Origin of the sequence: Treponema bryantii (genome assembly GCF_036492245.1) — a bacterium.
Taxonomy (GTDB): Bacteria; Spirochaetota; Spirochaetia; order Treponematales; family Treponemataceae; genus Treponema_D; species Treponema_D bryantii_C.
The window spans coordinates 660,340-675,608 of the sequence record NZ_AP025286.1 but is presented as its reverse complement, the minus strand read 5'-3'; the positions used below and the strand labels follow the sequence as shown (position 1 = coordinate 675,608).

At 40.7% G+C, this 15,269-nt stretch carries 15 protein-coding genes and 1 tRNA gene; 6 read left to right on the top strand and 10 right to left on the bottom strand.

Annotated elements, in window-relative coordinates; all coding sequences use genetic code 11:
- Window positions 1-2 precede the first annotated feature (2 nt).
- Complete coding sequence (locus AABJ44_RS03385) at window positions 3-476, bottom strand: hypothetical protein (protein WP_338370455.1); 474 nt, start codon at window positions 474-476, stop codon at window positions 3-5.
- A 41-nt stretch (window positions 477-517) separates the two neighbouring features.
- Between AABJ44_RS03385 and AABJ44_RS03380 the strand changes: the two genes are divergently transcribed.
- Window positions 518-916, top strand: coding sequence for a tetratricopeptide repeat protein (locus AABJ44_RS03380; protein WP_074640948.1), 399 nt, complete (start codon window positions 518-520; stop codon window positions 914-916).
- 44 nt (window positions 917-960) lie between these two features.
- Here AABJ44_RS03380 and AABJ44_RS03375 read toward each other — a convergent pair whose 3' ends face one another.
- The gene (locus AABJ44_RS03375; protein WP_338370454.1) at window positions 961-2,247 is read right to left on the bottom strand and encodes a vWA domain-containing protein; all 1,287 of its coding nucleotides are present in this window, start codon (window positions 2,245-2,247) and stop codon (window positions 961-963) included.
- Window positions 2,248-2,379: 132 nt separating this feature from the next.
- On the opposite strand from AABJ44_RS03375, the gene AABJ44_RS03370 reads away from it, so the two are divergent.
- The 4 genes from AABJ44_RS03370 to AABJ44_RS03355 all read left to right on the top strand — a co-directional run bounded on the left by AABJ44_RS03370 (window position 2,380) and on the right by AABJ44_RS03355 (window position 6,310).
- On the top strand, window positions 2,380-3,459 hold the full coding sequence (locus AABJ44_RS03370) for a hypothetical protein (RefSeq protein ID WP_338370453.1): 1,080 nt from the start codon (window positions 2,380-2,382) through the stop codon (window positions 3,457-3,459).
- Window positions 3,437-4,048, top strand: a complete 612-nt coding sequence (locus AABJ44_RS03365) for a helix-turn-helix domain-containing protein (RefSeq protein WP_074640952.1) — start codon at window positions 3,437-3,439, stop codon at window positions 4,046-4,048. The genes AABJ44_RS03370 and AABJ44_RS03365 overlap by 23 nt, the downstream gene beginning before the upstream one ends.
- 138 nt (window positions 4,049-4,186) lie before the next feature.
- Window positions 4,187-5,548 (top strand): citrate/2-methylcitrate synthase, encoded by a 1,362-nt coding sequence (locus AABJ44_RS03360; protein WP_338370452.1) that lies wholly within the window; start codon window positions 4,187-4,189, stop codon window positions 5,546-5,548.
- Window positions 5,549-5,563: 15 nt separating this feature from the next.
- Window positions 5,564-6,310: a pseudouridine synthase gene (locus tag AABJ44_RS03355; protein ID WP_338370451.1), complete on the top strand. Its 747-nt coding sequence runs from the start codon at window positions 5,564-5,566 to the stop codon at window positions 6,308-6,310.
- Here AABJ44_RS03355 and AABJ44_RS03350 read toward each other — a convergent pair.
- Window positions 6,277-6,930 carry a hypothetical protein gene (locus AABJ44_RS03350; protein ID WP_338370449.1) on the bottom strand — a complete coding sequence of 218 codons (654 nt, stop codon included), beginning with the start codon at window positions 6,928-6,930 and terminating at the stop codon, window positions 6,277-6,279. The genes AABJ44_RS03355 and AABJ44_RS03350 overlap by 34 nt on opposite strands.
- Before the next feature lie 155 nt (window positions 6,931-7,085).
- Between AABJ44_RS03350 and AABJ44_RS03345 the strand changes: the two genes are divergently transcribed.
- Window positions 7,086-8,762 (top strand): formate--tetrahydrofolate ligase, encoded by a 1,677-nt coding sequence (locus tag AABJ44_RS03345; RefSeq protein ID WP_338370448.1) that lies wholly within the window; start codon window positions 7,086-7,088, stop codon window positions 8,760-8,762.
- On the opposite strand, the gene AABJ44_RS03340 is transcribed toward AABJ44_RS03345, so the two are convergent.
- From AABJ44_RS03340 to AABJ44_RS03310, 7 genes are all read right to left on the bottom strand, one after another.
- Window positions 8,759-10,072, bottom strand: a complete 1,314-nt coding sequence (locus AABJ44_RS03340; RefSeq protein ID WP_338370446.1) for a cyclic nucleotide-binding domain-containing protein — start codon at window positions 10,070-10,072, stop codon at window positions 8,759-8,761. The two genes, AABJ44_RS03345 and AABJ44_RS03340, sit on opposite strands and share 4 nt — an antisense overlap.
- Before the next feature lie 31 nt (window positions 10,073-10,103).
- Window positions 10,104-10,177: transfer RNA gene (locus AABJ44_RS03335), tRNA-Arg, on the bottom strand.
- A gap of 61 nt (window positions 10,178-10,238) precedes the next feature.
- The gene (locus AABJ44_RS03330) at window positions 10,239-11,081 is read right to left on the bottom strand and encodes an MBL fold metallo-hydrolase (protein ID WP_074640964.1); all 843 of its coding nucleotides are present in this window, start codon (window positions 11,079-11,081) and stop codon (window positions 10,239-10,241) included.
- A gap of 8 nt (window positions 11,082-11,089) precedes the next feature.
- Window positions 11,090-11,740 (bottom strand): HAD family hydrolase, encoded by a 651-nt coding sequence (locus tag AABJ44_RS03325; protein WP_338370445.1) that lies wholly within the window; start codon window positions 11,738-11,740, stop codon window positions 11,090-11,092.
- A complete protein-coding gene (locus tag AABJ44_RS03320) occupies window positions 11,727-12,839 on the bottom strand; it encodes an FGGY family carbohydrate kinase (RefSeq protein WP_338370444.1) in 1,113 nt (370 codons plus the stop codon). Before AABJ44_RS03320 ends, AABJ44_RS03325 begins: the two co-directional genes overlap by 14 nt.
- A gap of 13 nt (window positions 12,840-12,852) precedes the next feature.
- Complete coding sequence (gene prs / locus AABJ44_RS03315) at window positions 12,853-14,091, bottom strand: ribose-phosphate diphosphokinase (RefSeq protein ID WP_338370443.1); 1,239 nt, start codon at window positions 14,089-14,091, stop codon at window positions 12,853-12,855.
- A gap of 167 nt (window positions 14,092-14,258) precedes the next feature.
- Window positions 14,259-15,266 (bottom strand): glycosyltransferase family 2 protein, encoded by a 1,008-nt coding sequence (locus AABJ44_RS03310; RefSeq protein WP_338370441.1) that lies wholly within the window; start codon window positions 15,264-15,266, stop codon window positions 14,259-14,261.
- Window positions 15,267-15,269 lie beyond the last annotated feature (3 nt).

Sequence of the window (15,269 nt, the reverse complement as noted above, 5' to 3'; positions counted from 1 at the left end):
ACTTACTCCTCTTTATTACGCAAATTATTATCTATCAATAAAACCGCCGCAGCAAAATAAGGATACGAATTGCTGTCAGCAGCTTCCTTTTCACTAAGCAGCCCCCAGCTTGAATCATACAGTTCAAACAATTCAGACTTTACGACAAGTTTCTGTAATAAACTTTTATTTGCCTGATCACTGTTGATTCCCTGAGCAGTTACAATTTCAACTTTATGATTTTCTGGAATGGATATTTTCTTCTGAACTTCTTCTACATCGCCCTTATAAGCCGCCTCAAACCAAACCGGCAGCGGCTGCCCGAATCCCTTATATTTCCAGTCCTCAAAAAGTAACTTTTTAGAATTTTGTTTTTTTTCTTTATGAACGTCTTGAGCCACTGTTGACTTCCCGCCTTCTACAGCAGGAGTTGATGCACAGGAACTAAGACAAATGATAAACAGCAGAGGTAAAATCAGGCAAAATCTAATTTTCATCTCTTCCATATTATAATTTTTTGAGGTAAACTTCTAGCACTATGAAAAAATTAATCATTCTTGCAGTTCTTGCTGCTATTTCGTCACTTTTTATTTCATGTAAAACTCTTAAAGAAATTCCAGAAGATAAAACTTCTGCTCAGATAATTCAGATGGGACAGAATTATGTTGGAATCGGTGATTATAAATCTGCTGAATTCTGCTACGATACTGTTATAGCACGCTTTGGAACTGATGCTTCAATTTATGTGGAAGCTAAATATGAGCTTGGCCGTGTATATCTTGCTCAGAATAAATATGATAAGGCTTACAACACTTTCAATGAAATTCTTCAGATTTATGATGTTTATGCTGCAATGCTTCCAGGTGCCTATAAAAAGCTCTGTACTATCAGTATAAATCAGATTCCTGAAGCAAAATTAGCTGAACTTAAAAAATAAAATCCATCATCAAAGTTTCACAGCCGTATTCCGGCTGTGAACATCTAATCACGAGGCAGAAGAATTGAGTGTATCTTAATTTTTCTGCTCGCTGCTAATCCCATTACAAAATCTTTTGAATATTTTCTGGTTCCTCTTGGTGTTGGATGTGGTTCTGCATCTCCAATCAGAATGATTTTCTTTTGTGCTGTTGTGCGCCATGAATAAAACTCGCATGATGCATACATTGCTTCATAAACAGCTTCAGGAATATCTCCACCTTCCTTACCATAAATGCGGATTGAGTTCAGATTTTTTGAAAAGCTAGTAAAATTAGAGGTAAACGGGAACACTTTTACAGGCAGATCCATATACTTAAAGGTGTCGCCATAATCTCTATAAAACAGTAATCCTACTCTTACACCCGGACTTCCACCAAAAATCTCGGCGAGCATTGGTTGCATATCAGATTTCAGCTTATCAATATCATTTTTCATACTTCCCGTAGCATCAATTGCAAATACGAGGTCCAGATTATCTTTATCTTCAATATCTTCCAAAAGCCCTTTTATATCATCAATAATTGTTTCAGGTCCCTTGGAATAGATAATATCATCTGACATTTCCTTAAATTTTTCACTTGCAACAGGATTATAGTCATCTGTAAGGATTGTTTCCGGCTCTTCAATAGGCTCAGGCTCAGGTTCTGATTCCGGTTCAGGCTCTGGAAGAGGTGCCGGTTTTGGCTCTGGTTTTGGCTGCGGTTTAGGACGTTTTTTAATCTTTAAGTCAAACATAAAAGGACTGTCCATAAAATCACCGGTATAATCAGCATAAGGCTTTTCAAAAGAACGGATATTGATGAAAGTTCCTTTTCCAATGGTTATTTCGCCATGACGGGACCATTCATAACCGTAAATAATTGTTTCCGGAATATAAATATGAAAGGCAGGACCAAAAAAACTCGTATTTTCAACTGTTGAATCTACAAGACTGTATTTTGAACCCTCTGATTCGAGTTTTTTACCATCAAGATAGCGGATTTCATCTCCGTTTATTGAGTTATATTCTTTTGTACGATAAGCATAGCTGTCGCTTTTTCCGGCAGGATCCTTTGTTGTCTCTGTCAAAAGGATTGAATTTACATTTTCTGTTTTTTTGACATATAAATGATAGCCGCCGTTCTTTGTATCTGGTATGAGACGGACATTTTCTGCTTTTATACGTAACTGCTGCTGTTTTGCAGTGTATAATTCAATTTGTGACCCGCTATCAGAAGTGTTTGCATCCTGAGCAAATACAACACAAAAAGTCAGGAGAAAAGCTGCTGAAAAAATCAGTTTTTTTATCATAAGAACTATCCTTTATTTTTAATTATCGGCTAGACAAATAAAAAATATGATTTATAATAGAAGAACTAAAGTTTAGTATATCTTAAACGCTTTAGTATTATTAAAAAGTTCTGACTCTAATAAACTGACAATATGGATACTCAAGAATTTGAACAGGTTGACATAAATTCGTTTCTCGATCATACAGCAGAAGATCAGCATTCCGCTGCCGATAGTAATGGTGCGTTTACCGACCGTCAAAATGAACTTATAAATCAGCTGCTGGACTACACTAAAGAACACGATAAAGAACATTACGAAACCTTTGTTAACCGAATCATGGATTTAAACTCCATAGATTTTTCAGTTTCAAAATTCCCTTCTTTGCTTGAACGTTCAGAGCTTTCTGGTAGCACAAGAACCCGAACAACTCTTATTGAATCTCTTATTAAACACCAGGACGCAGGAGACCGTACTCTCCGCCTTCCTTCTAAAGCCGTTCTCGGAAAAAGTCTCCTTATAGCTAAGGCACATACACTTTCTAACTTTGCAAAATACGCAGGCCATCTGGGAAAAGATTACGAAAAACTTTCCAAGGCCTTTGATACAGAAACTATACTTTCCATGTTCTCTCTGCTTGCAGAGGACGTTTATTTGAATCTGATTTCTGATACTTCGCAGCCAATGGAATTCCGCCGTGAATGGGCACTTTCACTTCTGCTGCTTTGGGAACATTGGAATGATGAAACAAGTGAAAACGTTGCTCCAATTTTACAGTCGGTATGGACAGCAAGACGTAAGCTTGCTCCAGCCTTTGGAACAATGATGGGAACCAGTGAACTTCTTTTGATTTCCATGCAGATGGATGATCAGTGGATTAGTTTTATTAAGCATAAAATGGGAGACGACGGGGTTTCTCAGGCAATGGAGGAATTCCTTTTCGGTATTTCTACAGAACAGATTCAAACCCTGCGTACTATATTAAAAACTAAGGGTATTCCTGCTATTGGTCGTGATGAGGTTTCTAAATTCCTTGGAGAGCACGTAAAGGCCGATGCCGGTCTTGACTACAGAGACTTCTATTCCATGTATACAATCCGCCGCGATAATGCCCGTTCCCGTGCACGCCTTAAGCTTGAAGGCCCTAGAAAAACACTGGAAGATTACTTTATTCAATTCGTAACAGAAGAAAACAAGGAGAAACAAAATAATGACACCTTCGCAAAATCCTGATGAGGAACCAAAAGCAAAAAAAATCCCTTATCACTTCGGTGAAAAGCTCCGTCAGGCACGAGAGCACAGAGGCTATACACTTAAAGTTGTAGCACAGCGAGCTGGTGTAAGTGAAAGTCTTGTTTCTCAGATTGAAAGAAATCACGTTTCACCTGCAATTGATACTCTGCTCGCTCTTGCTGATGTTCTGGACATTAACCTTGAATATCTTTTTGAGGAATACCGCAAGGAACGTCCTGTTCATATTATTCGCGGAGAATCACGCGCTTCTGTAAAAGAAGACGAAGTTATTTATGAAGAACTCGCACGCCCTGGTGCTCCAAGCGGCGAAAACTCTACAGAATCCTACATCATAAAGATTCCTGCCGGCTCACATACACATCACGGTTCTTTCGGCCATATCGGCCGCGAAATCGGTCTCATACTCAAAGGCCGCGCCAAATTCACTTACGCAGGTACAGAATACTTCCTCTCAGAGGGCGACAGCGTTTCGTTCTCTTCAGGTTCGCCTCATGTTCTCGAAAATGACGGTGACACAACAATGGAAGCAGTCTGGTTTGTAACCCCTGCCGAACGTTTTGCAAAGTAAACCTACAACATCTTTTTTACAAAACTCATTGCATAATCTCTCAAAAATCCGTATAATTATGTAATTTTAATGTATTACAAATGCATAATTATGCAAATAGACAACTAATTATGCAATCTCTTTGTATAAACGGAGGCAATGATGTCAACAAAAGAAGAAACAGCTATTCTGAAGAAGCTTGAGAAACTCGCGGTCCACAACGACCCTATCGATCAGAAACTTTACCAGCAATACGATGTTAAACGAGGCCTCCGTAACGCGAATGGAACCGGTGTTCTTGTTGGACTTACACGCATTGGTGATGTAGTTGGTTACGAAATGCAGGATGGTCAGAAAATTGCAGTTCCTGGCCGCCTTGTATACCGCGGTTATAACGTAGAAGATCTTATTAAAGACGCAGAAAAGAATCACCAGTTCGGTTACGAACAGTGCGCTTATCTCCTTCTTTTTGGAGAACTTCCTAATAAGGATAAGCTTGAAACTTTCTCAAAGTATCTTGGTGAATGCCGTGTTCTTCCTTCAAACTTTACAGAAGACATGATTATGAAGGCACCTTCAAACGACATCATGAACAAGATGGCTCGTGGTGTTCTTGCAAGTTATTCTTATGATGATGATCCTGAAAACCGCAGTGTTGCAAACGTAATCAAGCAGTGTATTCAGCTGATTGCCCGATTCTCTACACTTGCAGCTTACGGCTATCAGGCAAAGCGCCGCTACTACGACAATAAATCTCTGTTCATTCATAATCCTAAGCCGGAGCTTTCAACTGCAGAAAACTTCCTCCGCCTTATCCGCTCAGACAAGCAGTACACTCGTCTTGAAGCAGAGATTCTTGACCTTGCCCTTATTCTTCACGCAGAGCACGGTGGTGGTAACAACTCTTCTCTTACAGTTCACGTTGTTTCATCTGCTGATACAGATACTTATTCTGCAATGGCTGCTGCCGTTGGGTCCCTTAAGGGACGCCGCCATGGTGGTGCAAATATCCGCGTTGTAGAAATGATGGATGATATCAAGGCAAACGTAAAAGACTGGACAAGCGAAAAAGAAGTTTCTGCTTACATCAAAAAGATTGCAACAAAAGAAGCTTTTGACCGTTCAGGTCTTGTTTACGGAATGGGACACGCAGTTTATACAATCAGCGATCCTCGTGAAGTTCTTCTTAAGGCAAAGGCTAAACAGCTTGCTAAAGAAAAGGGCTGCATGGAAGAGTTTGCTTTGTATGATTTGATTGAAAAGGTTGCGCCTTCTATCATTCAGGAAGTTCACCATTCAGATAAGCGTGTTTGTGCAAACGTAGACTTCTATTCAGGATTCGTTTACACGATGCTCAACATTCCACGTGAGCTCTTTACACCAATCTTTGCAATTTCTCGTATTGCAGGATGGTCAGCTCACCGCATTGAGGAAATTGTAAGTGGTGGTCGTATTTACCGCCCAGCTTACAAGAACATCTCAAAAGAGCGCGACTTTGTTCCGCTTATGGACAGAAAATAATCTGAAGTTCCGCTCATGGCAAAAGAACGTTTAGACAAGCTGCTGGCTCACGAGGGCTTTGGCTCGCGAAAAGATATCAGAAAGATTCTCCGCAAGTATGAAGTCCTTGTGAATGGCAGCCGTACTTATGATCCTGCCACTCAGATAGATCCGGACACTGACACAATCAGCGTAGACGGCGAAAAAGTAAATCTTCACCAGCATGTATATCTGATGATGAATAAGCCTCAGCACGTAGTTTCTTCAAATAAAGACGGTGAACACCAGACTGTTTTTGATCTGCTTGATGACAGTTTCAGAACTCCTTATTTACAGGACAAACTTCATCTTGTAGGCCGTCTTGATATGGATACAGAAGGCCTTCTGCTTTTTACAACTGATGGAGAGCTGACTCACCGTCTCATATCCCCAAAGAACCACATCAATAAAACATATCTGTGCTGCCTTGAACATCCTGAGACTCCCGACCATCAGCAAGAAATCACCGCACAGTTCGCAGAAGGCATAGAAGTTGGACCGGACGACAATGACCCGCCGTTCACCACAGAACCAGCTCAAATCAAATGGATTGACGCCAGCACCGCTCACCTCACAATTTACGAGGGCAAATACCATCAGGTAAAGCGAATGTTTATTGCCGTTGGAAATAAAATAGCCTTCCTCAAGAGAATCTCTATGGGAAGGCTCGAACTTGATCCGGAACTTAAGCCCGGTGAATATAAAGAACTTTACGACGACGACTTGGAAAAGTTGAATAACTGACCTTTTACCAGCCACGCAAAACCAAACAAAAGCAGCAGTACAGCCTCTACAACCATTGTCAGCCACTTTGGATAATTAAGTCCAAACAAGCCTGCAATTATGATGATAAAGAAAATAGCCATAATCATAATCATTGCGTAAGAACAGATTCTGTAGATTTTATTGTTTCTTTCATTAGTTCCACGTGTAAAAAGCCAGCCAATATTATAAGCCAGCAGAGCAAAAAGCAGCATTGCACAGATTGAATGAATTATATCAGAAACTCCAACAGGAATCTGAAAGAAACCAACCGATTCAATTCCATATGGATTAGCACAAGGAAATAAAACTACTCCAAATGCAAAAATTCCCGAAAGAACATTTATAATCGTATCAATTTTCTCATAAGATCTATAGCATAAAAGAAAAATAGCACAGGCCCCCAGAATAATCGGCAGCGCCGGCGTAATATAATAAGTTACGCTGATAGAATACCACCAGGACTCCGGTTTATTTTTTACAAACAGCCCGCCAATAATACTGATTACAGGAAGCAGCATACCAAGTCCGCCAAGCACATTACGATGAAGCAGAGAACTCATTGCCTTCACCTTAACTTTTTCCATTAGTTTTTCATCCATTTTTTTCTCCTCTTATTTTATTATAAGGGGAGATTCCTGTATTTTCAAATATTTGAAGTGCAAATTTTCTCCTTAGTTATCAGATTTTCCCCTTACTTGTTAAAACCCCTCTAATCATATAAAATGTGAACTGAAAAATACCCAAAGGACGTTTTATGACAGATATTGAAATCGCTCAGAAAAACAAAATGATTCCGGTTGCAGATGTTGCTGCAAAAATCGGAATTACAGCAGACAAGCTCGAAAATTATGGGCCTTATAAGGCTAAAATTACTTTTGATGAACTTCGTGCCTTGCAGGAAAAGGCTGCTTCAAAGCCTGGAAAACTGATTCTTGTTACTGCTGTTACCCCTACTCCGGCTGGTGAAGGAAAGTCCACCGTTTCAATTGGACTTGCAGACGGACTTAATAAAATCGGAAAGAAAACTGTTGTCGCTCTTCGTGAGCCTAGTCTTGGACCTTGTTTTGGTGTAAAAGGCGGTGCCTGTGGCGGCGGATACGCACAGATTGTTCCAATGGAAGACATCAACCTGCACTTTACAGGTGACATTCACGCAATCTCAATTGCAAATAACCTGATTGCAGCCCTTATTGATAACCACTTACAGCAGGGCAATGAACTTGGAATTGATCCACGCACAATTTCATGGAAGCGCTGTGTAGACTTGAATGACCGTGCCCTCCGCAACATCACAATCGGACTCGGCGGACGCCTTCAGGGAGTTCCTCGCGAGGATCACTTCTCAATCGCAGTTGCTTCAGAAATTATGGCAATTGTATGTTTGAGCCGTACAATCAGCGAACTTAAGGAACGCATTGACCGTATCGTAATCGGCCAGAACTATGCCCGCGAAAACATTACTTTTGGTCAGCTTAAGTGCACAGGCGCAATTGCTGCCCTTCTTAAAGATGTAATCAAACCAAACCTTGTACAGACTCTGGAAAAGAATCCTGCCTTTGTACACGGCGGACCATTTGCAAATATCGCTCACGGCTGTAACAGTGTTAACGCAACTTTGTGTGCCCTTGCAACAGGAGACTATGTTGTAACTGAAGCAGGCTTTGCAGCAGACCTTGGAGCAGAAAAGTTCCTCGACATCAAGTGCCGCGCCGCAGGCCTCAAGCCAAGCGCAGTTGTAATTGTTGCGACAATCCGCGCACTTAAGATGCACGGTGGAGTTGCCAAGGCAGATCTCAGTAAGCCAGACACAGCAGCACTTGAAAAAGGTTTTGCTAACCTTAAGACTCATATAGAAAACATTGCAAAGTTCGGACTCCCATCTGTAGTTGCAATCAATAAGTTTATTACAGACTCAGACGAAGAAATTGCTCTTATCGAAAAACTTTGCCGCAATGTTGGTTCTCAGGCAATTCTTACAGAAGGCTGGGGAAAAGGCGGAGAAGGTGCCAAAGATCTCGCTAAAGCTGTTGCAGAACTTGCAGACAGCGGTAAAGCTGATTACCATCCTCTTTACGAACTAGATCTTCCACTTGCTGACAAAATCAGAAAACTTGCTAAAGAGATTTACCGTGCAGATGACGTTGAGTTTGACTCTGCAGCACTTAAAAAGCTTAAGGCTTTTGAAGACGCAGGTTATGGAAAACTTCCAGTATGCGTTGCTAAAACTCAGAACTCTATCAGCCACGATCCAAAACTCATTGGAGCTCCAAGCGGCTACACATTCCCGGTTCGCGACGTTCAGTTGTATGCTGGAGCAGGCTTTGTAGTAGCACTCGCCGGCGACATCATGACAATGCCAGGCCTTCCAAAGGCACCTGCCGCACTGGATATTGATGTGGATGATAATGGAGTAATCAGCGGATTATTCTAAGACTTCTGAGCCTTCAGCTGTGCAATCTCGGCAGACAGCTGAAGTGTTCTTCGGTTCTGTCGGATTACTCGCTGTGCAAGCAGCTTTGAAAGGAAGAGTCCGTAATGCGGATTCTTCCTTATTAAATTTAAGAACATAGTCTTTGGAATGCGAATCAGCTTTCCATCTTCAGCCGCCATGATTGTTGCAGAACGGCGGTCATTCAAAAGGAATGCCATTTCACCAATAAACATATCGTTTGGAGTAAGAACCGAAATCAGTTTGCGGTTTGCATATACTCCGTAGCGTCCAGAAACAATAAAGTACAAATCATTAGAAGGCTCATTCTGACGGCAGATGATATCGTGCTTTTTATATTCAATTGCATTAAACGGCATCATGATTCCAGGAACTGTATTTGAAACATTTCTGATATTCTGAATATCAAAAGTAACTTCATTTCCCTTATCGTTATAACGCAAATCAGAAACAAGAGATTTTGAAAGGGCAATACCACGTCCATGTGCTTCTTCAACGCCAGGAGCAGAATCACTCAGTCTTGATCTCCAGTCAAAACCATCACCATCATCTTTTACAACAAAGGTAGATTTTTCTTTTCCGATTTCATACTCGATATGAATCTTACGTTCAGCATACTCAGGCATACGAAGTTTCTGATCTATCAAATCAAGAATGATACCGCCGTTATTCAGCCATTCAGATTTTTCTTCATAAGAGATTCCACAGTTACCGTGCTCAAGCGCATTTGTAAGCAGTTCCATGAGAGTAGACTGAAGGGCAAAGCGTCCATTATCATCAATACGGTTTGTACAATACAGATAATTTACAAGGAAGCCGGTATACAGACGGATATCCATCGGATTATTATCACAGACAAAAAATCCCTTCTCTTCTGTTCCAATACGATCCTGCATACCACGATTAAAGAGGAACTGCTGATTACGGATAAGACTTCGCAAAAGTCCGCTGAAATTCTGTTTGAAAGTATAAAGAGTCTGAACAATCAGAATGTTAGGATCCTTAAGATCTTCAATTTTCTGCGCTTCAGAAGGATTTGTTGCAACAGCAATAATTCCACCATTATGAAGCCAAGGGTCAGAACTGATTGCTTTTAAAATTTTATCACAGTCTATATCAGTTGATGTAAAATCAAGAATTTTGATTTCCGGGAGTTCATAATCAACAAAGCTCATGGCTTCTTCTGTATCCGGACAGAAGATAGGCTCAAAATAATCAGAATAATTCAGACAGGCATTCTTAACAACACCCAACACTTCTTGATTAGAAGAAGCCACCAGCAACTTTTTCATAAGAACTCCCCATCGTTTTTAGAATTTTTTATGATCCTGATGCGATTCGAACGCACTACCTGTTGCTTAGGAGGCAACCGCTCTATCCAAGTGAGCTACAGGACCTTATTAATTTTATTCGAACGCACTACATTTTGGTTAGGTATTACAATAGCAAAATCATTACCTAATCAAAATCATAATAAACCCAGTGCTTAGCTAAACCTGCAAAACCATCAACCAAAGCATCAATTGTATTTACTGCTTCAGAATAGTGACACAGATAAGTCTTAGCCCGAATCTCAGCCGGTAAAAGATTCAGTTCATCATAAGCGGCATGAACGCCTCGAGAAAAACCTTTTATATCACAGTCATGGAAAATAACTTCGATATTCTTATATTTATCCAGCAAAAATTTCAACTGAGTTGGATTATATTGAGTGTCGGCAGTAAATAATACCTTATCATCAATAATCAGTCCATAGGAAATCTGAGAATTCTTAAGTGAATCTCTTTTTGTACAAACATGACGGGTTCTGAATAGTTTAAGATTCATTCCAAAAGCGTCAATTTCATACATTTCAAAAGGCTTCTTCAGAATCTGTTTTGGCTTAAGCTGATTAAAATAATCTTCAAAAGTCATTTTCCCTTCTTCGCTGTACTGAATACCGCCACGAAGAGATTGATTCCACAGAAGCTTTTTAAACTCATCATTTATAATAAGATTTATTTTCTGCTTTGTAATGTATTTACCGGCAAGAGCCATTTCTTCAACACCACCAATATGATCTGCATGGGGATGTGTAAGCAAAAGATTCCTGATATCTGTGATTTTTCCGTTGTAAAGATTTTCAAAAGCATAAGAACATAAAGTTCCACAGTCAATAAGAAGATGCTCCTTACCTTTTACAAGCAGAAGATTGGTTTGAAAAGACGTTTTAGTAAAGGCATTGCCAGTTCCAATAAAAAATAGAGATAATTTACCATCATTGGTCAATTCAATATTTGAAATGAACGGTCGCGTTTTCATTAATAATATTATAACACACTTTTTAAAATTTGGTATACTTCTTCTACACCACTTATCAAAATTCCCCCCATGCCCATTTCAATGGGTAAAGCGATGTCCATATCATATCGGTCACCTACAGCAAGGCAGTTTTCTGCACGAATTCCGTCTCCAAGACGCTCAACTGCAGTCTGGAACGGCTCAACAGCAGGTTTTGATTTGAAGCAGGTATCAAGACCGACAATTTCCGGGAAGAATTCAGAAACACCAATAGCTTCCAGAGTTTTTCGGGCAGGAAGCACAGGATTATTTGTAACACAGATAAGTTTATATTTTGACTGAAGGATTTTCAGAGTTTCAATAAGCTTTTCGTCGCGGCCAAGAAAATCCGATGGCTCTAGAAGTTCCCGCCGCCACTGCACACTCTGTTCAATAGGCACACCAAAAGCAAGCAGAGTATTTCCAAGGCTAACCTTACTGCCATTATGCTCTGCTGCAAACTTTTTGCGGTAATCAGCAACCATACGGCGTGCCTCATCCGCAGTAATTCCCCTCTCCTTTGCAAACTGACGAACCTGACAGTCCACCTGTTCAAAGGCATAAACAGAATTTGTATATAAAGTTGAATCAATATCAAAAATAAAGGCTTTGAGGTCACTCGGAATTTTATAGATTTTCATAACTTTTCAACCTCACAATTTTTTCCGCAGCACTCTGCAGAGAATCATAAACGCCAAGACCAAACCAGCCGGCACAGGCATCGCCAAGCAGTTCACTGTGTACAAAGTGATTATCAGCCGGGCGCAGAATCTTCATACCAAGTCGTTCAGCCTTATCTTTAAGCAGAAGCTCATCATTAGTCTGACCGCCTGTTACAGACATCTCAGAAGGAAAAGAGATACCGGCAGTCTCAGCCGCAGATCTCAGACATCCAACGCCCTTCTCTACCGCATTAAGACGTTCCTCTTCAGAAAGCTCCCCGCTATCTGGAATAAGATAAGAAACATTCCACAGCCCGCTGATTACAGAAGGCAAAGTACGAAGACTTTCACCCGAAACAGGACGGTCCGTACAGAAATTAAGACCTTCCGAACTGCCACAGCGGTCACACAAACGCCCGGCCTGTAAAGTTCCCGTACCAATAAGAGCCACAACAAAATCAGGGCCACCGGCAAAAACCGGACAATCTTCAGTAAACTCTAAAGCAAGTTTATCTTCACTCTTAAACACACCGCAATTAAATGCAGTTTTTACAAAGCCAGGCAGGAGATTTTTTTTAATTCCACAGGCTTCAAGCATATCATCATTCCAGTAAGCTTTTTCAAAACGAGCCTCCGGAAGAATCGTAACAGCATTACCCGTAAGAACATATATAAGATATTCAGGACCAGAAAAAAGCTTCTTCGATTTTTTCCAGACCTTTGGAAATTGTTTTCTAACAGAAAGGATTTTTGGAATAAAAAGAGAAGTCCGAGCGCATTCCGGCACAAGCTCCGACACCGCGCCCGTATCCTCATTCCAGCGGAAAGTAAGTCCGCAGTCAGTTACAACAGTTGGGCCATTGCCGGAAACAGAAATACCGGCCACACGCACAGCCCCTGCAGCATCCGTTCCGCCCATACCACAAGCAAGTCCTTCTACCGCGCGCAAAAATGCGTCGTACCAGGAGCAGGCAACAAACCTGTCATGAGGCTCTTCAAATGGAACGGAACAAAAAGAAACGACCTCGCCCACAGCAGTTACAAGCGCCGCCTTAAGCGAGGTCGTTCCGATGTCCACGCAAAGGACAACGTTATTCGTGCTTTACCACCTTCTCAATAATATTTCTATTATCAAGCAGTTCGCTCAACGACTGATTGTAGTGAATGCGGGTGATTACGTTAGCAAACAATCCGCTTACATCAGTGCTGATATACCATTCACGTTTCAGAAGCTCTTCGTGATATACGGCGTTAGTACCGATAATGCGGTAGAACAAGCCCTTCTCATAAGCTTCATCAAAGTTCTTGATTGCATCGCCTGTAAAGAATGGAAGGGAAATTGCACAAATAACCTTTGTAGCACCTTCGTTCTTAAGGAACTCCATAGCCTTAAGCAGAGTTCCACCAGTACCCAGCATATCATCAGCAAGGAATGCAACCTTACCTTTAACATCACCAAGTAACTTAACAGACTTAATGTTTGTAGAATGAGCGTCCTGAGTTACAATAGAGTAATCGCGCTCTTTATAGATCATAGCAAGTGGAAGTTTAAGTCCAGAAGCATAGAATTTATTTCTGTCAATAGCACCAGTATCTGGAGATACAATAACCATATCCTCAGTTTTACCAGTCAAATCAACAATCTTGCTCAACTCACGGATAATCTGATAGCTTGCATGCAGGTTATCAAGATTACAAGATGAGAAAGCGTTTACAATTTCACGGGAATGCAGGTCGAGAGTGATGATTCGGTTTACGCCCTGCATTTCATAAATATGACCAAGCAGGCTGGCAGTAAGACCTTCACGACCCTTACGCTTATGCTGACGCGCATACGGATACGCAGGAACTACAAGTGTGATTTTCTCAGCACCGGCAATTCGCACAGCATCAATAGTTACGAGCAGTGAAACAAGATGATCATTTACAGTCATCCGAACTTTGTTTGCACCGCCATTAAGTGAAAGAACTTCATGATTCTCAACATCCTGGAAAATGAAAACGTCTTTTCCACGGACAGTATCAAGCAGTTCAGTTTTCACCTCACCATTTGCAAAATAAGTAAACCGAGCATTTACCTTGAAAACAGGCGGACGGTACTTATCGGTTGCACCTCTTATGCACAGATCAGACGTCTGCAAATCATTCTGCAGATTGATTCTGTTCACAAGCTCTTCTTTAGTCAGCTCATAACGCTTAGACAATACATCGTTCTTCAAGGTGAAGCGGTGTTTGTACATGTGTTTAAGGTGCGTTATGACTTCATTGGCGAAAGCCTCGCCACCAGGACACGCAACAATCGCAAGACTTGTTGGTTCTGTATAAGGCATAATTAACCTCTTTTATATAGTGGGATACATGTAATATATCAGAATCTTGATTTTTTAGGAAGAGGGAGGAGCCCCTCCCTCGGGCGCATTTCATTGCGCCCTACCCTTCCTCCTAGGGGGCCACCCCCTAAACCCCCCGCCGTTATTACAAAGCGAACCCGCTATAGTCAGTTATTTTCTGCCATATTTTTTTCAATTCTATTCACAAACGATTCTCCCCAGTATTCGCAGAGAATTTCGCGGGCGGTGTTTTTGAGTTCAGGAATAACGTTATCCTGCAGTTGTTTAATATTATCTTTTAGATAATAAGATGAATAACGGCGGACACAATTTACTTCATTTTCATCTAGAGTTTTTAATTCTTCAGATTGGGAAATAACAGCAAAAACACTTGCCGTTGAACATACCATGCGGATTTTCTTAAGTGAATCAATTTTCCTCTTACTGCTCATACCACTTTGAGCTCTATATTGATATACCAGATTTTCAATACCTACATATTTTTCTGCATAAAACGTAGTAAAAAAAGAAATCAAAAAATCCTCTGCCATATTACATTCAATGTGAGGAATACTTTCAAAAGCTTTTTCGAGCAAAGCCCTCTTATAAAGTTTCGCCCATAAGACTCCGGCAATACTTCCATTAGTAAGCCAGTTCTTTTGAATATCATGACCGCAAACAGAACCTATTGTTATATTTGAATAAATATTTTTATCTGCCGGAATAAAATTACCAGAAGCATCAAAGTTACCGGCCGTTGAGTGCCCCTGAACAATATCTGCTCTCTGATTTTCTGCGGTTTCGTACAAAGTTTTTAGAGCTTCCTGCACCATCACATCATCGCTATCGATATATGAAATATATTTACCCTGGGCATAAAAGATAAGAGAACGGCGAACTTCAACTAAGCCCATATTTTCACGGTGCTCTATAAATCGTACAGAGATTTTTGCAAGTCCATTTTCTTTTCTGATTTTTTTGCACTCTTTTAATACATGCTTTGTGATCTTTCTGCCATTACGCCCTTTTTCATCTTTTCCCAAGCTTGCATCAGATAAAACAATAACTTCAAAAGAATCAAAATCCTGCAGAAAGACAGAACGAAGGCACTGAGCCAAAAGCGGCTCAGTGCCATACAGTGGGATGCAGACTGAAATATGCGGAATAGTTTTCAAAGT